The organism is Arthrobacter sp. UYEF36 (assembly GCF_040547025.1).
GTDB lineage: Bacteria > Actinomycetota > Actinomycetes > Actinomycetales > Micrococcaceae > Arthrobacter.
The window spans coordinates 95,737-115,487 of record NZ_JBEPOX010000012.1 but is presented as its reverse complement, the minus strand read 5'-3'; the positions used below and the strand labels follow the sequence as shown (position 1 = coordinate 115,487).

The following is a 19,751-nucleotide window of genomic DNA, read 5'->3' as shown; positions in this document are numbered from 1 at the left end:
CTGATCCCTCGAGGAGGTGACTACGCCACAACGCCAACTGGCTCAATTCGGTCCATCCACTCTGGAGTTATGGATGCGACCCATCAAAAAAATGAGATCGCAGGAAACCGAGAAGGAGATGTCATCGTGGAAGATGATGCTTCAGAGAACGTCGTTGCATTTCAAGTAGGAGATTCAAAACCACAAATTATACGAGAACTTTCGGTCAGGGAAAGCCTGGAGGTTGTATCAAAGGCGGATCCAACTTTGGGAGAACGCCTGAAGGCGGCGGAAAAGAGAATGGAGATTGCTCGGGAGGAAGTAATTTCCAACCCCGACACGACAGTGGAATACTTTCTGCTTCAACACTCCCGCAGCAAAACCGATGAACTATTGGGGCTTGATCTCGAAGGGCTAGAGGAAGAATCACACCGTAAACGCGTGGATGAGTACCATCGGATTGGGGGTATAGGTTCAGCTCTACTCTATCGAGACGCGAACTTTGGAGGTGGCTCCAAGTTCTTTTCAGTGACTTGGCCCAACTTCAAGTGGTCCCCTTACAGATTCAACGATACTGCTTCCTCAGGCAAAGCTTGGGGGGGAAATATTCTCTTTCAGCACACGTGGTACAGCGGGAGACGGTTATATATGGTTGGCCTCCCGTACTTCGAAATCCGGGACTTTCGAGAAGTCGAGTTCACCGACATGGCCAGCTCATTCGTCTCCATACCGTAAAGAAAAACCGAAGGTCTCGAGGAACGGTGAAGGCTCGATGTTGTTACACGTTGCCCCCTGATCCCTGGACGTCACCTCTAATTGCCGAGTCAAATCAAGTTGCAAGAATCAGGCAGATTTGGTGAGTGCTTTAGCGCTGCGGTCAATGGCCATTGAAAGTCCAAAGGAGACTCCTTTAACCCGCCATACTGCTGACCAACTCGAGCGGCGCACCAGGGCATGACGACGGACCGGTAGAGGGAACGATTCAACTGAATCCCAGTGGATCATTCCTTCTACCGGCAACTATCGGCTAGGTCCGTTCGAGAGCGTCAGTCCGTTGGCGCGGATCCCGGCCGCGAGGTCCGCGTTCCTTTACGGGTAATCCCGGTCAAGTCCTCCGGCTAGCACCGCGATGGTCGCCGGCCCGTTGCCTCGGCTTCCCGCCAGCGCGGCACGGCGCGTGCGCGTCGACGCCGTAGGCCATGCCTGAGATGACGCAGCATCCACGCTGGGCCAGCCCATAGGCCATGTCGCCGGTGACGGCTACTCCGTAGCTGGTGCTGTCGCGTGAGCCGGTCAACGCTGCGCACCCGGACGTGGCGGGGATCCCGGCGTCGAGGGTGCGGCAGTTCCCCCGCGGGCAAAACTCATTGCACCGAAGATCCTGGTCCAACGTGTCGTTTTTCGAAATCAGCTGCACGGATTGTTCAAAGTCGTCTGCACGGCGGCCGTGCCCACAAGGGGAACGCCCTACGGGACGGTCCTCGCCGTAGTCCCGAGGAAATAGGGTCAAGGCTGGAGGACAGGCTCGTCAGCCTCAGTACTACTCGTCAGCCTCAGTACTACATGGAGATCTGCTGGACCGCGGTCGGTATGAACCCCAGAGTGTTGATCAATGCCAGCGTGGCTATGCCATACCCAACGACCAGGGCAGCAATGGCTAGCCCGCGGCCTCGTTCGCCTCTTAGACGGATCTGATGGAGGGCAACGTGTCCCGCCCCCACTGCAAATACAGCGAGAACCCCATGGACGGCCATTGTGCTCGACACCGCCGTGCTGCTGCCGTTCCTGCTCGTGAAGGCCCAATCGGATCCGCTCACCATAGTGATCACCGTTGTCGTGGTCGCAGTGATCACCATCGCCCAGTGGCTCGTGGTGCGCCGCCAGCGTCGCAACGACGCACCCTCACAGGAGACCTCCGCCCAGCACCACTCCGATTGAATACCTCCTGTCCGGACGGCTCCCAACCCGAAATCAGTGCAGTAGACGCTGAAGCGATTATGGAATCCGACAGCATCGAACTTGTCCCTGCTGACCCACAGGGATGGGCAGCAAGACTCGAGGTCGTGCGCGGAAGGCTGGCTTCCCTGTTGCCGGATGCGGAGGTCGAGCACATAAGTTCGACGTCCATTCCGGATCTTCCTGCCAAGGACGTTGTCGACGTACTGGTCGGCGTGAACCTACGCCAATGGTCGACCGCAATGGACCTGCTCAGCGCGGATGGATTCGACTGCGAGGGCCACAGAGAAGGACACGCCTGGTTCAGCCTGCCCAACAGGAGTAACAGAAGAGATTGTCGTTCACCTTGTCCAGATCCAGGGACGCCTGCGGACCGGGAGATCGTGGCCTACTGCCGCGGCGCCTACTGCGTCCTGGCCTACTGCCGCGGCGCCTACTGCGTCCTGGCCTACTGCCGCGGCGCCTACTGCGTCCTGGCCTACGAAGCCGTGGACCTGCTGCACGCAGCCGGCCGCCGGGCCCGGCGGCTGCACGAGGGAATGCTCGAATGGCGCCTCGGCGGCCTGCCGGTCGGGGCAGGCGCGGCCGCCTAGCAAGTGGACCGCAGACCTCTCCCTGACCAAGGACCCTGTTCGCTGGACGCTCAACAGGCAAAGGTGTAAGCAAGCAGCAGTCACAAATACCGAAAAAGGAGGTCCGGGCATGATGTACGGATGGTACGGCGACGGGGGCATTGGCGGCTGGGTGGCCATGGCGCTGATGATGCTGCTGTTCTGGGGAGGCGTTGTGACGGTGGTGATTCTCCTGATCCGCGGTGGACAGCCCGGCGCCTGGCGATCCTATGGGCCCCCTCACGATGACCCTGAGCGGATCCTCAACGAACGCTTCGCCCGCGGGGAAATCGACGCAACCGAGTTCAACGAACGCCGCGCCGTTCTGAGAAGGAAGCCGTGAAAACCCTGTCGCACAAAGGGCAGATCCTGCTCGGTGCCATCGCGGCCCTTTTCCTGACGGCCCTGTCCATGACGGCCATAGTATTTATGAACGGCGGGGCGGCGCCGGGCGGCTATTGGGTCCCTGGATCCTCCCGGTGCACGGCGCCGAGCCTCGCCGGCACCGTCATCAATGTCGCGGCGACTGACATGGGAGGCTCCATGATGGGCGGCGCGGACATGATGCGGGGCAGCATGCAACTGACCGCCGACCGGGCCACCGTGACGCGCGGTGAGGTGTCCTTCCTGGTCACCAACGCCGGCAATATCCCTCACGAAATGATGATCGTCCCGCTGGCGGAACCCCAGATCGCAGGGACCCGTCCGGTCGGCCGGGACGGGAAAATCGACGAGACCGGCAGCCTGGCCGAGGCCGCCGCTACCTGCGCCGAAGGCGAAGGTAGCGGCATCCTCCCGTCCGCGGCCGGATGGATCACACTTGACCTGCCGCCCGGGCGATATGAGCTGTTCTGCAATCTGCCGGGCCACTACGGGGCAGGGATGTATACACAGCTCACCGTCACCTAACCGGCCGGTACGCATCAGAAGGCGAGGACCTTCTCCGCCGCCAAGGTCGGCGAGCTCGTCCATCGCGGACCGCCTGGCCGCTCAACAACAAACCCGAACCATCCTCGGAGATGACACGTCCGCCGAAAGCTTTGCTGAGCTCCGTAAAGCCTTCGAGACCCTCGGCGGCTTGTTGGACCCGCCAATATCCGGTACGAGAACCTCGGCTGCCCCAGCGCCCCTACGGCGCCTCTCTGGTCAAGCAGGGACGGGTTACGCTGGATATGGACGGGCCCGGTGAGTGACCGTTCCGAAGACTCCTGCCGGCCGCCGTGCGGTGCCGGTGGGATTATTCACGGGATGTCTGGCTCAGCCGAGGGCCTTGTTGACGGGTTGGCGATGCTTCCCTCCGGCCGGGGAAGGATGCCGCGCAGGACGGGAAGCCGGCCGGAGTACCCGCCGAAGGGGGTGTCCCGCGTCGCTACGGGCCCTCGCGGAGGATGCGGAGACGTTCCTGATACTCCTGTGCGCTCATTTCACCGCGCGAGTATCGCTCTGCGAGGATCCCGCTGGCACTCTCGGGGGTCTCGGCGGCCCCAATGTCCGTGTCCCGAGGATCGCGACCGTTGTTCTGCCCGCTATTCCCGCCGGCGGCGCGGACGCCGCGGATCATGACCCAGATGAGGCCAATGGCCACCAGCAGACCTATGATCCACCACCAGCCCATGCCGAACCCGCCACCCATCATGGTCCGTACGTCCTTTCACGGCCCTGCCGGGAATCCCTGCCGTATCGGCTCTTACGAAACGTACCATCCGGCGGGACAACGGCACAGAGCCCCGCGTTGACTGACCTCAGAGGCCCGCGCGGCCGCATTTGAGGAATTGTCCGAGAACTGCCCTTGGGCGCAGCGGTCATATATCCACTCGGATCCGATCAGGGCGCCGCCCGAGGCCAGAGTTCGGGATACACCCCCAGGGGTATGTTGGCGTAGGCTGAAACCAGACGGCTGCGGAGTAGGGTCGGTTGAAGGAGGCACCCATGATGGGTGGGCAAGGGTTCGGCATAGACGTGTCCTGGTTTTTCTGGTTGATCCCGGTCACTGTCGCCGTTCTAGTGGCGGCTCTCGCGGCACGGGCATTGTCCGGTGGCACCCGCCGAAGAGGAACAGGATCAGCACCGGGGCAGAACCGTAACGCCGCCGCGGGCAGGAGCAACGCACGTCGGATCCTCGATCAGCGATACGCCGGCGGCGAGCTGGGCACGCAGGAATACCGCGACCGCTTGGCGCTGATTACCGGCCCGGGGACACAGACGGAAAAACCGGGGATAGATCCACGCGACGGCGGCCCGGGCGATCAGCCAGCGGCGTTGAGCCTTCCGGAGCTGAAGCAACGGGCCGTGTCGCTGCTGATAGCGGCCGATGACGCCGTGCGCTCCAGCGAGCAGGAAGCAGGATTTGCGCAGGCCCAGTTCGGGGACGTCTCCGTTGTGCCCTTCGCGAAGGCCCTCACCGACGCCAAGGCGAATCTGAGCGAGTCCTTCAGGCTCCAACAGCAGCTCGACGACGCGGTCCCGGCCTCCGAGGAGCAGCAGCGGGGCTGGTACACCGAGATCATCAGTCGCTGCGAGTCGGCCAACCAGGCCCTGGCCGAACAGAAAGCCTCCTTCGATTCCCTGCGTGAACTCGAAAAGAACGCACCACGGGCACTCGAACTGCTCCGGGCCGGAAGCGTAGAGGCAGCGGCCAAGGTAGCGGACGCGGAGCAGGCCATGACCGGGCTTCGCGAACGGTACTCCGATGCGGCGGTCGGCCCGGTCTCGGACAACATCGCCCAGGCCCGGGAACGGTTGAAATTTCTAGACACCGCCGCGCAGACGGCACAGCAGAAGCTCACGGAGCCTGACCCGGGCGCCACGGCCGTCGCTGTCCGCGCTGCCGAAGAAAGCCTGCACCAGACCAACGTGCTGGTTGACGCCATCGGAAAGCTCTCGCGCGACCTTGACGCCGCCCGGACCAATCTCGACCGCGCGGTGGAGGACGCCGCCCAGGACCTCGCCCGGGCCAAGGCCACCATGGCGGCCGGCCAGCACACCGACCTCGCCGGTCCCGTCGCAGTCCTCGAGGCGGTCCTGAGCCAGGTGCAACAGCAGCTGCACCACGGAAGGATCGACCCGATCGCCGCGCTACAGCGCGTGGAAGCGGCGCTCCAAGGCCTGGATCAGGCCCTCTCCGGGATCCGGAACCAAGAGGTCCAGGCCCGGCGCGCCGGGCAGGCCCTCCAGCAGGCCATCATGAATGCACAGGCCCGGGCCTCGGCTGCCTCGGACTACATTGCCGCCCGCCGCGGCGGCGTCGGGCCCGAAGCCAGGAAGCGCTTGGCTGAGGCGCAACGCAATCTGGACACCGCGCTCTCCATCCAGCAGACGGATCCTGAAACGGCGCTGAACTACGCGCAGCAGGCCGGCGCTCTGGCGTCCCGCGCGGCAGAGCTCGCCCGGTCGGATGTGCAGGATTTCGGCGGCATGGACAACCGCGGTTACGGCGGCGGCATGTTCGGTGGCCGCGGGTGCGGAGGGGGTCTCGGCGGTGCCGTTCTGGGCGGGATTCTGATCGATTCGATACTGGGCGGCGGACGCGGAGGCGATTCCAGTAACGGCGCCGGCTGGGATGGAGACACAGGGAGCGGCGGCGGTTTCTGATCCGTCATGTCCTGGTCCATGTCGGTCCGTCGACCCCGGTAGCGCCCCGTGCGCGGTCACCGCTAACCCCGGCGCCGTGACAGGCACCGGCGGTCACGTGACCCGTTCCGTGGGCATGGCCAGGGTGACCCAGTCGTGCAATCCGCCTCGATAATACGCCAGCGCGGAGGCCGGATACCCGGTTTCCATCAGCGCCCGGACAGCCGCCGGGGACTGCGGGCACTGCGGGCCGTTACAGAAGAACACGCTCAGCCTAGAAGGGTCGAGTTGATCCCTGAATTCCAGGATCCGGTCATGGGGGAGGTTGACGGCGCCTGGAATCGTGATCCCGGCCCTGGAACCAGGTACGCGGCTGTCGACCAGGACCGCGCCGCCGCCGAGCAACTCCAAGAGTTCGAGCTCGCCGAGAGTGACCACCCCTGGCGCGCACTGCAGCGGCTGCAGCTCTCCCCATGTCGTGTCCACCACCACCAGATCCGGTTCTCCCCCAACCTTCCGGGGGACACTGGCCGGATCCTGAGAACGGATCCTGGACGTTCGTTCTATCACGGCTGGTTCGACTCTCATGAGCCCAGCCTAAGGCCGCCGGGCGCGCCGCGGTAAGGTTCCGCCCGGCTTCGCCGGTGGAGACAACGTGAGGTATAAACGACAGTTCAGCACGCGAAAAGACCACTCCGCGACTGGCGGCCCGAGGAAAGCTTCGAGCCTCTGCAACACCTGCCCGGGCGGGAACTGCGTCTCTTCATTGGCTGCCGGGTCCAGGGAGGCTGCAGCCCTCCATCCGTCGGGCTCCCACTCGGCAGGTGGCTGGCTGGATCCACGAACGAACAGATCAGATGCAGCCCGGAGCCGCTGCGAGACGGGCGGCACGTCGCGCCTCAGTGTCACCGGCACCGCCGACCAGGAGGCACTGACCGAGGCAGTGCGCTCCTGGCCGACCAGGAGGCACTGACCGAGGCAGTGCGCTCCTCCGGCTGCGTCCTGACCGGCGCGAAGCGTGATCCGTTGGCTCCATCGTTTCCACCGCCATCGCGCTCTGCATTGCCCTGAGCTGCCCCTGGCCGGCAGGGTGACCGGCCCGCGGCGGGAGACCACTCCGGTCAGGCACGCCGGTATGCACGAGCACTGCAGGATCTGCGCCGAGGCCTGCCGCCGGTGTGAAGCGGCCTGCGCTTCCCTCCTGGCCGCATTGGCCTGAGTATCAGCCGGCCTTCAGCAGACCGGTGCGGATGCGTAGAAAACCGGCCCGGGTGGACCGGGACCTCGGACTCTATCCGGCAGTCGACTCCGCGCTAAGACTCGGAGCAACTCTGAAACGAAAGGCGCCAGTCAAGATGTGGGGTTACGGACAAGGCATGTGGTGGATGTGGCTCTGGATTCCTCTGCTGCTCGTCGGGATCGCGCTTCTGGTGGTGCTGGCGGTCCGGGTCTTTGGCGGCGGCGTCCGTAATGGATACGGGCCGCCGCGCCCCCCGGGGCAAGGCGGCCCGCCGCCGGCCGGAGGGAGCAGGGCCCGCCAGATCCTCGACGAGCGCTTCGCGAGAGGAGAACTCACCGCGGACCAGTACCGCGAACAGCTCAAAGTGCTCGGTGAGGGCCCGTAGTGCAGCCCATCAGCCGCCGACAGGCGCTGCTGCTGGGCGGGCTCGGCGCAGCGGGGACAGCGGCCGGCGGGGCCGGGCTGATCTGGACCCTGACGTCGCGGCCCGCTCCCGTCACGGGAAGCGAACTGACCCAGCCTCCGGAGGAACGGAGCACAAACGGCCAGCTGCAGGTACGGCTCGAAGCCGCACCCGGACAGATACTGCTGGCCGGCAGGCAGACCGCAGCCCTCGGCTACAACGACGGCATCCCCGGCCCGACACTCCGCGTACGCCCCGGCGACGTCCTGAAGATCGGGCTCGTCAACAACCTGGCCCAAACCACCAACCTGCACGTGCACGGCCTCCACGTTTCCCCGGAGGGCGACGGGGACAACGTCTTCGTCTCGGTGGACCCCGGCGGCACCTTCGACTACGAATACAGACTTCCCGACGATCATCCCCCGGGCGTGTACTGGTACCACCCCCACCACCACGGTATGGTCGCCGACCAGATATTCGCCGGGCTCTTCGGAGCAATCATCGTCGAGGACCCTGAACCCATCGAGTCACGTGCGGACCGGGTACTGGTCATTTCGGAAATCACCCTCGACGGCGGGGGGGAACATCCCGGAAGTCTCTGAGATGGAACGAATGATGGGCCGGGAGGGTGAACTGATCCTGGTCAACGGTCAAAGCAACCCGCAATTCAGCGCCCGCCCAGGACAACGCGAACGATGGCGCCTCATCAACACGTGCGTGTCCCGCTACCTCCGGCTGCGGCTCGACGGGCAGCAGCTGCAGCTCCTCGGCATGGACTCCGGCCGCTTCCCGACACCGGAGAGTGTGGATGAACTTCTGCTGACGCCCGGAAACCGGGCAGACCTCCTTGTGACCACAACGACCGGCGACTCCGTGCTGCGTGCGTTCTACCAGAACCGGGGAAGCATGCCGGGAATGATGGGACCGGGATCCGGAGCACGCAATCCTGCAGACCAGCCGGGCGGCGCCGCACTGGCCACCCTCCGCGTAGCCGGCGAACCGGTCGCAGCCCTGACGGCCGTGCCCGCCCAGCGGGGGCTGGGAGACCTGCGGTCAGCCGCCGTCGCGGCCCGCCGGCAGATCGTCCTGGCCGCTGGCATGGGCGGGGGCATGATGCGTTTCACCATCAACGGCAGGGAGTTCGACGAGGCACGAACAGACACAACGGTAGCGGCCGGGGATGTGGAGGAATGGACGCTGACCAACACCAGCCCCATGGACCGCCCCTTTCACCTTCGCGTCTGGCCGATGCAAATCATCGAGGAAAGCGGCCCAGGGACGAACGCCGCCATCTGGCAGGACGTAGTGAACGTGCCCGCGAACGGGCGTGTGAAAGTCAGGGTGGCTTTTAAAGACTTTCGGGGACGCTCCGTTTACCACTGCCACATCCTGGATCATGAGGACCTCGGCATGGTGGGTGCCATCGAAGTCCGGTGCGACGTCTCATCGACGCACCCTGGAAGCATTCGGGACCGCCCCATGCCACTCGAAAATCTGAATCTGGACCCTCAAACAGCCGCTTTGAGCCTGCTATGGAATTGCAGATCCCGCACAACTACTTCACGATATTGACGATCACCTGTGCAGGAAATTTCACTGGCTTAGTGGCTTGACTCGGGCGCGGAGGAATGGGCCCCGAAGAGCTGTCCGCAGATCTTCCAGCGACGGGATTCCGACCAGACCGGTTGATGACGGGTAGACCCGGCAGGTCACAGCCGGGGCGGCCTTCGAGGCGAACAGGTCATGGCCATCGGCGATAAATGACGGAGAACCGTGAAAATCGTGAGCCTCGGCTTCGCTGTCGGACGTGATCTCCACGACCCGGAGGATCCGGACTCGTGCTCCTTCGGCAGCCAGCGCCTGCCGGAACAACTCCAGTGCCGGGCCGCTGTTGGGGCAGCCAGGGATGGTCCGCAGTTCATAATCCATGGGTCAGCCTTCCCTGCGGGTCAGGGAGACGGGAACAGACTGTTGTCCGGGTCCATGGCCGCAATCTTCACAGCAGCCATCCGCGATAGCGGGGGCCGGGCTGGTCCGTCGGTCCGTATCTGCGCAGTCATCATTGGCGCCGACATCTACAGCGGCATGCGGGACGGTGCAGCACGCGTCTCCGCGCCAGGCGTTAGTGCCCTCGCGGACGGCGATCGCGGCGATGACTAACGCGGCGCCGGCGTCGGCCCACCACCAGCCCAGCGTGCTGTTGAGCACCAGTCCGACCAACAGGACGGCCGAGAGGTATGTGCACAGCAGCGTCTGCTTCGAATCTGCAACGGCCGTGTGGGATCCCAGTTCCCGGCCGGCACGGCGCTGGGCCCAGGACAAAACCGGCATGATCGCAAGGCTCAGAGCAGCAATCACAATCCCCGGCGTGGAGTGCTGGGCCCCTCCCCCGCCGGTGAAGGCCCTGACTGCATCGACGGTGACAAACGCGGCAAGGGCGAAGAAGGACATCGCGATGATCCGCAGCGTCAGGTGCTCGCGCCGCTCAGGATCCTTGGCGGAAAACTGCCAGGACAGCGCGACAGCGGAGGCCACCTCGATCACGGAATCCAGTCCGAAGCCGATCAGCGCCGACGAGTCCGCGACACCGCCGGCCCACAGCGCCGCCGCAGCTTCAACGACGTTGTAGGAGATCGTTGCGGCGGCAAACAGCCGGATCCGACGGCTCAGAACAGCCCGGCGTTCTGATGTGGGTGTGAGCTGGCGAGTGGTCATGCCACGCACGTCCCGTCGGGTGCGCAGCAGGCAGGGTCCACGGCGAGGACGACGCCGATAAGGTCCCTGATTGCATTGCCCAGGCGTGCGTCGGCGAGTTCGTAGCGGCTCCGCCGACCATCCGGGACGGCCATCACGAGTCCGCAGCCGCGAAGGCACGTCAGGTGATTGGAAATGCTCTGTCGTGACACTTCGAGTGTGTCAGCGAGATCGGAGGGATAAGCCGGAGCGTCAGCGAGAGCCAGAAGGATTCGGGCCCTCGTCGGGTCGGAGGCCGCGTAGCCGAACCGTGCCAGCACCGGGGCGTGCGTGAGGGTTTCCATAATTCCAAAGTACATTCATGCGTGTATTCAGGCAATTGTGTAGCGTGCCGCTTGTCAGCTGCCTTGGCGCAACTGGGAGAATCTCACGAACGGGGCGCAGCACAACGTTCCCGCAAACGAAGGGTTCAAGAACAGGTTTCATTCGAGAATCGTGGCTGTGGACTTTGGCGCTATTTGGCCGCTTTCTGTGATCGCTCTGTGTCGCTCGTGGTGAATCAGCCGCCTTCACCAGCACCTGGAATATCCATTCATCTAGATGTATTGATAAATGTATGAGCACCTACACCGCCGCTCCAGAAGCGGGCACAACCCACGACCCGCCCAGCCTGGCACCATTCCCTGGCATCGACGAAGCCCGGAAGCTGGCGGCTCTGACCCAGGCCCTGGCGGACCCTGTCAGGCTGCAGATACTTGCCACGCTGGAGTCAGTGTGCGTGCCAGTAGGCACGATTGTGGAAGCCACCGGTCTGCGGCAACCGGCAGTCTCCCACCACTTGCGCGTCCTTCGTGACCGCGGGCTGGTCCGCGGGGAGCGACGGGGCACCTTCATCTTTTACTGTCTTGCCACGGACGCGGTCGCGCCGGCGATAGAAGCCCTTCGTCGTTTGTCGGCGTCCGTCGGGAGTACTGAATGACCGGGGCCGTGGAGGTGTTTTGCCGCACAGGATGCGGCAAATGCAGTGCCGTCCGCCGCTGGCTCGCCGGCCTGGGTCACCCCGTGCGGATGCACGATGTGACCCGCGACCCTGAAGCCGCCAAACGGCTGGCGGAACTCGGTTTCACGACCCTTCCGGCGCTTCTGACCCCGGATGGGCGCGCATCGGCCGGCAGCGACCCGCGCACCCTGGCAGACCAGCTGCCCATGTTGAAAACCGCACGGACCGATACTGAACCAGGAGCTCCCCGATGACCGAAGTCGACCCCCTTGTAATGGACGACCAGCGCCGACACTGGCGCACCACCTTCCAGTCCAACCCCGCCATGTACGGACCGGCCCCCAGCGGGCCGGCACTTCACGCACTGGAACTTTTCGAACGCGAACGCGTCAGGGACGTTCTCGAACTCGGTGCGGGCCAGGGTCGGGATACCATGGCGTTTTTGCGTGCAGGGATGAACGTGACTGCGCTGGACTACGCGCCCGAAGGCCTGGCCGAACTCTCCGACGCGGCCGCCTCACCCGGGGTGGCCGTAAAGCTGACCACCGCCGCTCACGACGTGCGCAGCCCACTACCTCTGCCGGACGAATCCGTGGACGCCGTTTTCAGCCACATGCTCTTCAATATGGCCCTGACCACCGGCCAGCTCACCACCCTCGCCGCCGAGGTCCGCCGCGTACTTCGCCCCGGCGGCTGGCACATCTACACCGTCCGCCACACCGGAGATCCCCACGCAGGCACCGGCCTGGACCGGGGTGACAACATGCGCGAGCACGGGGGATTCATCGTCCACTTCTTCGACCAGGACCTCGTGAACTGCCTCGGCCAGGGATTCTCTGCGCCCGAGATCGTCTCCTTCGAAGAAGGCGATCTGCCCCGCCGGCTGTGGCGCGTAACCCAGCGCAAAACGGTCCCCGCCAACGACGCCCCGGACCGCAGCCGAAGAAGTTCCCCCGAGAGCTGACCCGCCGGCCCCATCGCGGAGAAAAATATGGTCAATCCGACGCCGTCATCGAAGCCCGGACTACCACCCGGCCAGGCTCAGCGAGCTCATGATCAGCTCCGAATCAGTGGCCATGTCATGCCGTTCCCCCGCATTCCTGCATGAACAAGTATCAGAGCGGAACATCGGGACCAGCCGCAACCCAAGGTCAATCCAAAAACCAATCAGCAAATCATGTTCTTAGCGGCCCTAGCCACCATGAAGTAGTGAACGCGAAAACCCAACGGAAGGACGAACGAGGATGAACACCCAGAAGATACCCCACAGGGCGGTACCCGGTCCGCCGTAGGCAGCCGCTCCCCTACACAACCGAATAGGCCGTTCCGGGACCCCACACACCTGGAACATCAGATCAGAGGCGAGAGTGTGGACACTGTCCACACGAAAAGCACCCAAAAAGCCCCTGACCTGCGAAAACACTGTGCCCGAGGTGGGACTCGAACCGGGTTCCAGCCCCCGAATTTCCGCCATTCCCCCGAAAACCTCGCCAATCCCGCCCAGTCCGGCACCAGTACGACCCGATCCGAAGCCCAGGGTGTGTACATTGTGCACACCCACTTTCTTGCCCGCTTCGCCGCCCCCAACCACGCAGCTTAAACGGCCGTCCGGGCGAGGCAGCTGTGTCTTGGGCACGATTTCGCTCCGATATGAAAAGCAGGCCTCCGGAACCGGACCAGCTGCAAACAAGCGCCGCACAACGGGGCGGACCTCATGCTGGAAATCAACGAACATCATGGCGGCGGGTTCCTCCTTTCCGAACATCTCATGGAGAAACGAACCGCAAACTATATGACCAACCGACAGGCCGGCCCTCCACGAAGTGAGTGCGCACCACCAACGGAGCAGCGCGCCGCCCGCAACGTCCGCCTTTTACCCGGCCAAGAGGGCTCGACTGGCTGGTGGCAGACACCTGATAGCGGAACTTGTGTAGGGCTAGTTACCTGAGGCAACTTTGTAGCTGGCTGTTAAGGCGGTCCCCCAAAATACCAGTAGTAATTCGCCACGTCGGGCGCTTAAGCCCCGAGGAGCAGGATTCTTGATCGCTGCGAGGACGAGTCGGGATAGGTAAGTTCAGAGCGGTCGTAGATATGCTTCATCGCCTTGATAGCGATTCTGACCGCACGATCTCTCAGCGCCCCCGATGTACCTTCGTCGGGCTCTCGCGACCCATGGTTTAGCTTGCTCCTGGTGGCGTACAGGTCCTTCAGCTCACTGAAGAGTTCGCGACGGAGACTGGGTAGGCCCAGTCATGTCCAGACCCTCGGTCAAGGACTGGAAACCAGCCCCCGTCCCGGGATGTCCTCAACAAGATCAAGGACGTGCTCGGCGTTGCGCCCCAAACGGTCAAGCTTCCACACCGTGAGTACGTCGCCGGCCTCCAGCCAGCCCAGGGCTTTGGACAGCTGAGGGCGTTCGACGGTTGAACCGCTGACACAGGTATCGGCAGCCAGCTGCTTCCGGGCCCGTCCGTGGAGTTGCGTGCCTAACTCTTGTCCAGAAATTTTGTAAGGCTGGACGAGCGCGATCTGATGCCTTCGACGTGCTCGTCCATCGCGGCCATAGCGGCTTCGGCGTCACGTTCGCGGAAGGCGTCGATGATCGCTTGGTGTTCCCGCACTGTATGTTCCCCGCTCATGTCGTTATGCACCATGAGCCTGAACCGCTGAATATGGCCTTCGATTGAGCTGTAGGCCCTCAGTAGGAACTCGTTGTCTGTGGCTTCCGCGATGCGACGGTGAAAGCTCTCATCCGCTTTCCAGTAGGTGCGGTAGCCGGCGAAGGTGTCTCCGCCGCGACGTGACGCGTCAAGGTCCTGGTTGAACTGTTCGAGTTCGGCTACCAATCCATCAGTCACATTCGTGCAGGCGATCCGCGTGATTGCAGGCTCAATAACTTGCCGTGACAGCAGGAGCGCGGCTACGTCAGCTGCCGTCGGTTCCGGGGCCACCTTGTAACCCCGCAGTGCCTCGCGCCGGACCATCCCAGTTGCCTCGAGCCGCGCCAGGGCTTCCCGGACTGGGGTGGAGGACACCTTGAAGCGCTTGGCCAGGCCGTCGATGCTCAGCGGCGACCCGGTAGATATTTTGTCGTCCAGCAGCAAGGACAGGATAGCTTCGAACACCTGATCCACCAGCATGGGCCGCGCAGGGAATAGCCCCGAATCTTCCTCGGGTGAGTGGGCGTTCATGTGGAGATCCTCTACGAAGTGATCGTTATGGTTTCAGTTTAGAGAGCGTTAGCAGCCTGTCTCATTGCTTGAACGCTCGGATGCCGTGACCCGTTGTTCCACGATCATGCATGATGTACGGTACATGATACCAAGCGCAGGGTGATCTAGAACACAGGTGACGCTTTCGCTACGGAAAGCTCGGCTGCTAGGCCTCATGGTGTCCTTCCCGGCCCGGCATGAACTCGACTCTCAAAAGGTGTGCAGATGAATCAGCTCCGAACTACGTTCTTGTCCCTCGCCGCAGTCTCCCTGGCAGGCGCCCTACTCACTGGATGCTCCAACCCTTCGACGGTTAGCGACACTGCTCCACAGGCGGCAAAGACTTCGGCCTCCATCGCGCCGGTTGAAACGGACGCCGCCGCTGCAGCAGCACTTCCTCAGTCCATCCGCGACAAGGGAACCCTCACGGTAACCATGAGCCAGAGTTCGCCCCCGATGCACTTCATGGCCGCAGACGGGACCACCACCACCGGCGTGGACCCAGAAGTCGCGACCGCATTGGGCCAGGCGCTCGGGCTCAAGACCACCGTTGTCAGTGGACCCTTCGACGGAATCATCCCTGGCATTGCCGCCGGTAAGTTCGACATGGCCATTTCCCAGATGTCGCCCTCTGCCGAACGGATGAAGGTGCTCGATTTCGTCGATTATTACCAGTCCGGAAGCGGGATCGGTGTTGCTCCGGGGAACCCCCAGCAGCTGACCGTCGACACTCTGTGCGGCAAGCGCGTGGGCGCGCTGAAGGGATCATTCCAGGATCTCAAGAGGCTTCCGGCGCTGTCCGAAGCATGCACATCCACGGGCAAGGAAGCCATACAAGCCATGACCTACCCCGATATGCAGGCGCCCAACCTGGCACTGACTGCCGGCCGCATCGATGCCGTGTACATTGACGGCCCCACTCTCGGGTATGCAATTAAGCAGGGCGGCCAGATTGAGCTGCTCGGCGAAAAAGACCTCTCGCCCGTCAGCATCGGGTTCAAGAAGGGAGCTGGCCTGGAAAAGGCAGTGCAACTCGGTATGGAGTCTCTCGCCAAGAGCGGCAAGTACAAGGAGATTCTCGACAAGTGGGGTGTGGGAACCGGTGCTATCTCAGACTTCGCCTTCAACAAGGCACAGTAGGCCCGGCATGAGCGACACAGTCACCGCCTCAGGCGACCAAGCGCTTGCCGACGATGGCATAGACCGCAAGCTTCTTTTGGGACGTCCGCATCAGCACCACGGACTGTTGTGGTTGACCGCAGCTATCGTCCTGTTTGCCATCTTCCTTGTCGGCTACTCACTAGTCACCAATCCCCGCTTTGAATGGGGAGTCGTTTTCGGCTGGTTCACTTCCGAGCGGCTTTTTACCGGACTGCTGCGCACTCTTCAGTTGACAGTCATCTCCATGGCTGTCGGCATTATCGTCGGGGTGTTGCTGGCCCTTGCCAGGCTCGCCCCGAACTTCATCATCGCAGGGGTTGCGGCTTTCCTGGTTTGGATCTTCCGCGGTGTGCCGGTATTCGTCCAACTCCTTTTCTGGGGTTTCATCGCCGCCATCTATCCACGGTTCGCTATCGGAATACCGTTTGGACCCGAGTTCTTCTCGGCTGACGCTAACGTGATCATCACCCCCTTCCTCGCCGCGATCTTGGGTCTCGGCCTTAACGAGGGGGCCTACATGTCCGAGATCGTTCGTGCAGGCCTCTTGAGCGTCCATCGCGGGCAAACGGAGGCCGCCAAAGCGCTCGGCATGAAGCGATTCACCATACTCCGGCGGATTGTCATGCCCCAGGCAATGAAGATCATCATTCCGCCCACAGGCAACCAGACGATTTCGATGCTCAAGACGACGTCCTTGGTCAGCGTGCTGGCCTTTCCGGAACTGTTGTACTCCGCACAGTTGGTCTACAGCGCAAACTTCAAAACGATCCCGCTCCTCATTGCTGCAAGCCTTTGGTACCTGCTGGTCACCAGCATTCTGAGCCTGGGGCAGTTCTACATTGAACGGCATTTCAACAGAGGAACGGCAACACCGGGGCGTATTTCCCGACGCAAAGCTAAAGCCTTGCGAACCCGCACCACCGCGCAGGAGGTCCAATCGTGAACGACCTAGTGGTCGAGGCCAGAGGTGTTGCCAAGCAGTTCGGTGACCTCCACGTCCTTAAAGGGATCGATCTAACCATCAGTAAAGGAGACGTTACTTGCATCATCGGACCGTCCGGCTCCGGCAAGTCCACGTTTCTGCGGTGCATCAACCAACTGGAAACGCTCGACGGCGGGTACATCCTCGTTGAGGGACAGCCGGTGGGTGTGAAAATCAAGAATGGTCGGGTGCACGCGCAGAGCAATGCCGAGGCCGCCAGGTCCCGCGAGAACATCGGCATGGTTTTCCAAGGGTTCAACCTCTTTCCCCACATGACAGTGCTCGAAAACGTCTGCGAGGCCCCTATCAGGGTGAGAAGGGAGAACCGCAAAATCGTCCAGGAGCGGGCCAGGGCCCTCCTGGAGCGGGTGGGACTGTCAGCCAAGGCAAACGCCTACCCGGGTTCCCTGTCCGGCGGACAACAGCAACGCGTGGCGATCGCTCGGGCGCTGGCAATGGAGCCACGGTTGATGCTCTTTGATGAGCCGACGTCTGCCCTGGATCCAGAACTGGTGGGCGAGGTGCTCGACGTCATGCGTGGGCTGGCCGACGCCGGGATGACGATGATCGTGGTCACCCACGAAATTGGTTTTGCCCGGGAAGTCAGCGACCACCTGATCTTCATGGACGATGGCTGCATTGTGGAGCAGGGCGATCCGAGCACCGTCCTACGGGATCCTCAGCACGAACGGACCAGGCAGTTCCTGGCGAAAGTACTTTAGACCTTTACATTGGAGCAGGAATCTTGAGAGAAAAATGGATTGTCAGCATCGACGACTACCGCAGGGCTTCCCGGAAGCGACTTCCAAGGATGATTTCTGACTACCTGGAAGGTGGCGCGCTCGACGAAACCACCATGCGGGCCAACGAGGAGCGCTTTGATGCGCTGATGCTTCGCCAGCGTTCCTTGGTGGACCTCACGGGCATGAACACATCCACCACAGTGCTTGGACGTCCGCTGGCTATGCCGCTCATGGTGGCACCGATGGGAATGCTGACGATTTTCCACCCGGGTTCTGATCCGGCCGTGGCCCGCGCTGCCGTAAGAGCAGGATCGATCTTCATTCACAGCGCCTGGGCCGGTTGCTCGCTTGAAGAAGTTGCCCAAGTAGCGCCAGAGAATCTGTGGGCACAGGTGGCTTTCTGGAAAGATCCCGCGGAGACTGCCAGCTACATCAATCGGGCACGGGCAGTTGGCGTGGATACGCTGGTGGTCGCTGGCGACGTCGGGTCTTCAAGCAAGAGGGAACGCGATCTCCGCCACGGGTTGTCCATGCCGCCACGCCCCCCGGTTGCAGACTACTTCAACGCGGCAACCCGCCCCGGGTGGCTGTATCGCTGGCTCACGGGCCGGAAGATGACTTATGGCAACTACCAGGTGAACGGCCGTCCGCTCCGGATGGATGAAATGAACAGCTGGATGGCCTCCCACAAGAACCCCGGAGCGACCTGGGACGACTTTGCCAAGCTCCGCTCCGAGTGGCAAGGAAACCTCGTAATCAAAGGAATCATGGATCCCGAGGATGCCGCGCGGGCTGCGGACGAAGGGGCGGACGGCATCTTTATCTCCAACCACGGCGGCCGACAGTTCGACTCCCAGCCAGCCACTATAGACGTCCTGCCTTCCATCGTGGAAGCTGTCGGCGGCAGGGCCGAAATCTATCTTGACGGCGGAGTCCGCCGCGGCCATGACATCGTGAAGGCAGTGGCACTGGGAGCCAAAGCTGTGCTTGCAGGCCGCCCGTTCGCCTACGCCCTTGCCGCCGGCGGAGAGCACGCAGTTGATCGGGCATTCGGCATTTACCATGAGGAACTAAAAGGGGCCATGGGCTTCGTCGGCAGGGCCTCCGTCGCGGAGCTGGACAGGACCGTGTTTGCGAACCCGAGTCCCTCCTCGGTCCTTGAGGGCTTGCTCCTGTAACTCAAATAGGGCCGGCAAGCGGCAGCGTTCAGGCCAAGGATGCGGGCTGTAAATGTCGGCGCGGGCGCCGCTCCTGCTGGAGCGGCGCCCTTTCTTCGTATGTAGGTCGTCCTTTTCGGCCAGGCGTCATCCTGACAGCCTCATGGGACCGGACTCAGTGAGTATGTCAACTTGATTCAGGACCGCTACGACGGCCTGCTCCAGGACCAGTAAAAAGACAGCCCCGGAAACTCACGCCGACCGAAATAGTGACGTCCCCGACATCCGTCGCTGGGCGTAGCATGAGGGTCTCGCGAAGGAGGCCTTTTTGGGGCAAGAGTCGTTCGTTCCCGAATGGGGATTACCACTCCTAGGATTCCTTGGGGTGTGCCTATTAGTCCTCATTGTGCTGAGCCCGATAGCTGTGGTCCGCAACCAGCGCTCTAGGACAGCCGCTGCAGCCGAGGGAATCCGTATTCAAGGCGTTAGGGCGACCAAATCCCTAAGAGTGGGCATTGGATCGGAGGCTCTGCGCCAAGAGATTCATGCAATCGTGCAAAGACAGAAGAGATTTTCTCGAGCTGAGGAAGCCCCCGGAGGAGTAGATGTCTACGTCCGAGGCAACATCTGGACTTGGGGCGAGGTCATCGAAATTAGATTCTCCGAGACAAGCGAAGGCACCGACGTCTACATCGTTTGCCGCCCCCGGCTTGCAACGACCCTCGCCGACTATGGGCAGAGCAGCAGTGACTTGAGCCTGTTTATCGAGCTCCTGCAGCAACGGACGGAATCCGGCCAGTGGGGCTACGGCAACTAGGTAGGTCCGTTGTCAGCCGAACCTTCCCGAGGCCCAACACTGACACGGCGGCGACCACACCCGCGAGAAAGCTGATGGCAGTTTAACGTTGCCGCGTGTTGAACCAGAGCCGCCGGCTAGCCCGCAGTTTGCTGGGCGATGGTGTGGGCGAGGCGGTAGAACGCCTCATGTGCGCTAGTAAACGCCCCAGACTCCCGGGCCCGGGCCCGAGCCAGAACCGTGGAAC

General features: G+C 62.7%; 23 protein-coding genes and 2 pseudogenes. 17 read left to right on the top strand and 8 right to left on the bottom strand.

Annotated elements, in window-relative coordinates; all coding sequences use genetic code 11:
- Positions 1-69: 69 nt before the first annotated feature.
- Positions 70-714 (top strand): hypothetical protein, encoded by a 645-nt coding sequence (locus ABIB29_RS16940; RefSeq protein WP_354173966.1) that lies wholly within the window; start codon positions 70-72, stop codon positions 712-714.
- Between the two features lie 370 nt (positions 715-1,084).
- Here the strand turns inward: ABIB29_RS16940 and ABIB29_RS19985 are convergent, their stop codons facing one another.
- Complete coding sequence (locus ABIB29_RS19985) at positions 1,085-1,396, bottom strand: DNA-processing protein DprA (protein ID WP_502915638.1); 312 nt, start codon at positions 1,394-1,396, stop codon at positions 1,085-1,087.
- Positions 1,397-1,538: 142 nt separating this feature from the next.
- Positions 1,539-1,733, bottom strand: a complete 195-nt coding sequence (locus ABIB29_RS16930) for a DUF4190 domain-containing protein (RefSeq protein ID WP_354174007.1) — start codon at positions 1,731-1,733, stop codon at positions 1,539-1,541.
- 1 nt (position 1,734) lies between these two features.
- Here ABIB29_RS16930 and ABIB29_RS16925 point away from each other — a divergent pair, with 1 nt between their 5' ends.
- The 4 genes from ABIB29_RS16925 to ABIB29_RS16910 all read left to right on the top strand — a co-directional run bounded on the left by ABIB29_RS16925 (position 1,735) and on the right by ABIB29_RS16910 (position 3,455).
- Positions 1,735-1,917, top strand: coding sequence for a hypothetical protein (locus tag ABIB29_RS16925; protein WP_354173965.1), 183 nt, complete (start codon positions 1,735-1,737; stop codon positions 1,915-1,917).
- A gap of 59 nt (positions 1,918-1,976) precedes the next feature.
- Positions 1,977-2,528: a GrpB family protein gene (locus ABIB29_RS16920; RefSeq protein WP_354173964.1), complete on the top strand. Its 552-nt coding sequence runs from the start codon at positions 1,977-1,979 to the stop codon at positions 2,526-2,528.
- 109 nt (positions 2,529-2,637) lie between these two features.
- Positions 2,638-2,889 carry an SHOCT domain-containing protein gene (locus tag ABIB29_RS16915; protein ID WP_157239918.1) on the top strand — a complete coding sequence of 84 codons (252 nt, stop codon included), beginning with the start codon at positions 2,638-2,640 and terminating at the stop codon, positions 2,887-2,889.
- Positions 2,886-3,455 carry a sulfocyanin-like copper-binding protein gene (locus tag ABIB29_RS16910; protein ID WP_354173963.1) on the top strand — a complete coding sequence of 190 codons (570 nt, stop codon included), beginning with the start codon at positions 2,886-2,888 and terminating at the stop codon, positions 3,453-3,455. Before ABIB29_RS16915 ends, ABIB29_RS16910 begins: the two co-directional genes overlap by 4 nt.
- A gap of 460 nt (positions 3,456-3,915) precedes the next feature.
- Here the strand turns inward: ABIB29_RS16910 and ABIB29_RS16905 are convergent, their stop codons facing one another.
- Positions 3,916-4,182, bottom strand: a complete 267-nt coding sequence (locus ABIB29_RS16905) for an SHOCT domain-containing protein (RefSeq protein WP_354173962.1) — start codon at positions 4,180-4,182, stop codon at positions 3,916-3,918.
- A gap of 293 nt (positions 4,183-4,475) precedes the next feature.
- Between ABIB29_RS16905 and ABIB29_RS16900 the strand changes: the two genes are divergently transcribed.
- Complete coding sequence (locus tag ABIB29_RS16900; RefSeq protein WP_354173961.1) at positions 4,476-6,137, top strand: TPM domain-containing protein; 1,662 nt, start codon at positions 4,476-4,478, stop codon at positions 6,135-6,137.
- Between the two features lie 93 nt (positions 6,138-6,230).
- On the opposite strand, the gene ABIB29_RS16895 is transcribed toward ABIB29_RS16900, so the two are convergent.
- On the bottom strand, positions 6,231-6,704 hold the full coding sequence (locus ABIB29_RS16895; protein ID WP_354173960.1) for a rhodanese-like domain-containing protein: 474 nt from the start codon (positions 6,702-6,704) through the stop codon (positions 6,231-6,233).
- 535 nt (positions 6,705-7,239) lie between these two features.
- On the opposite strand from ABIB29_RS16895, the pseudogene ABIB29_RS16890 reads away from it, so the two are divergent.
- From ABIB29_RS16890 to ABIB29_RS16880, 3 genes and pseudogenes are all read left to right on the top strand, one after another.
- Positions 7,240-7,335: pseudogene (locus ABIB29_RS16890) on the top strand (four-helix bundle copper-binding protein); the annotation flags it as partial.
- 136 nt (positions 7,336-7,471) lie between these two features.
- Positions 7,472-7,741, top strand: coding sequence for an SHOCT domain-containing protein (locus ABIB29_RS16885; RefSeq protein WP_354174006.1), 270 nt, complete (start codon positions 7,472-7,474; stop codon positions 7,739-7,741).
- Positions 7,741-9,193: pseudogene (locus tag ABIB29_RS16880) on the top strand (multicopper oxidase family protein); the annotation flags it as partial. The gene ABIB29_RS16885 and the pseudogene ABIB29_RS16880, both read left to right, overlap by 1 nt.
- A gap of 498 nt (positions 9,194-9,691) precedes the next feature.
- On the opposite strand, the gene ABIB29_RS16875 reads toward ABIB29_RS16880, so the two are convergent.
- Together ABIB29_RS16875 and ABIB29_RS16870 are read right to left on the bottom strand one after the other, a co-directional pair.
- On the bottom strand, positions 9,692-10,474 hold the full coding sequence (locus ABIB29_RS16875) for a cation efflux transmembrane domain-containing protein (protein WP_354173959.1): 783 nt from the start codon (positions 10,472-10,474) through the stop codon (positions 9,692-9,694).
- The gene (locus ABIB29_RS16870; RefSeq protein WP_354173958.1) at positions 10,471-10,797 is read right to left on the bottom strand and encodes an ArsR/SmtB family transcription factor; all 327 of its coding nucleotides are present in this window, start codon (positions 10,795-10,797) and stop codon (positions 10,471-10,473) included. The genes ABIB29_RS16875 and ABIB29_RS16870 overlap by 4 nt, the downstream gene beginning before the upstream one ends.
- Before the next feature lie 272 nt (positions 10,798-11,069).
- On the opposite strand from ABIB29_RS16870, the gene ABIB29_RS16865 reads away from it, so the two are divergent.
- From ABIB29_RS16865 to ABIB29_RS16855, 3 genes are read left to right on the top strand one after another with little or no spacing between them, the layout of a single operon-like run.
- The gene (locus tag ABIB29_RS16865; RefSeq protein ID WP_354173957.1) at positions 11,070-11,432 is read left to right on the top strand and encodes an ArsR/SmtB family transcription factor; all 363 of its coding nucleotides are present in this window, start codon (positions 11,070-11,072) and stop codon (positions 11,430-11,432) included.
- Positions 11,429-11,707 carry a glutaredoxin family protein gene (locus ABIB29_RS16860; RefSeq protein WP_354173956.1) on the top strand — a complete coding sequence of 93 codons (279 nt, stop codon included), beginning with the start codon at positions 11,429-11,431 and terminating at the stop codon, positions 11,705-11,707. The genes ABIB29_RS16865 and ABIB29_RS16860 overlap by 4 nt, the downstream gene beginning before the upstream one ends.
- Positions 11,704-12,417: a class I SAM-dependent methyltransferase gene (locus ABIB29_RS16855; RefSeq protein ID WP_354173955.1), complete on the top strand. Its 714-nt coding sequence runs from the start codon at positions 11,704-11,706 to the stop codon at positions 12,415-12,417. The genes ABIB29_RS16860 and ABIB29_RS16855 overlap by 4 nt, the downstream gene beginning before the upstream one ends.
- A 1,304-nt stretch (positions 12,418-13,721) precedes the next feature.
- Here the strand turns inward: ABIB29_RS16855 and ABIB29_RS16850 are convergent.
- Both ABIB29_RS16850 and ABIB29_RS16845 read right to left on the bottom strand, forming a co-directional pair.
- Entirely contained in the window at positions 13,722-13,907 is a 186-nt protein-coding gene (locus tag ABIB29_RS16850) for a recombinase family protein (protein ID WP_354174005.1), read from the bottom strand.
- Positions 13,908-13,939: 32 nt separating this feature from the next.
- Complete coding sequence (locus ABIB29_RS16845) at positions 13,940-14,644, bottom strand: GntR family transcriptional regulator (protein ID WP_354173954.1); 705 nt, start codon at positions 14,642-14,644, stop codon at positions 13,940-13,942.
- 246 nt (positions 14,645-14,890) lie between these two features.
- Between ABIB29_RS16845 and ABIB29_RS16840 the strand changes: the two genes are divergently transcribed.
- From ABIB29_RS16840 to ABIB29_RS16820, 5 genes are all read left to right on the top strand, one after another.
- Positions 14,891-15,805, top strand: a complete 915-nt coding sequence (locus ABIB29_RS16840) for an ABC transporter substrate-binding protein (protein WP_354173953.1) — start codon at positions 14,891-14,893, stop codon at positions 15,803-15,805.
- A 7-nt stretch (positions 15,806-15,812) separates the two neighbouring features.
- Positions 15,813-16,769: an amino acid ABC transporter permease gene (locus tag ABIB29_RS16835; RefSeq protein ID WP_354173952.1), complete on the top strand. Its 957-nt coding sequence runs from the start codon at positions 15,813-15,815 to the stop codon at positions 16,767-16,769.
- A complete protein-coding gene (locus ABIB29_RS16830; protein ID WP_354173951.1) occupies positions 16,766-17,530 on the top strand; it encodes an amino acid ABC transporter ATP-binding protein in 765 nt (254 codons plus the stop codon). Before ABIB29_RS16835 ends, ABIB29_RS16830 begins: the two co-directional genes overlap by 4 nt.
- 23 nt (positions 17,531-17,553) lie before the next feature.
- The gene (locus ABIB29_RS16825) at positions 17,554-18,729 is read left to right on the top strand and encodes an alpha-hydroxy acid oxidase (RefSeq protein WP_354173950.1); all 1,176 of its coding nucleotides are present in this window, start codon (positions 17,554-17,556) and stop codon (positions 18,727-18,729) included.
- Between the two features lie 532 nt (positions 18,730-19,261).
- Positions 19,262-19,525 (top strand): hypothetical protein, encoded by a 264-nt coding sequence (locus ABIB29_RS16820; protein ID WP_354173949.1) that lies wholly within the window; start codon positions 19,262-19,264, stop codon positions 19,523-19,525.
- Positions 19,526-19,751 lie beyond the last annotated feature (226 nt).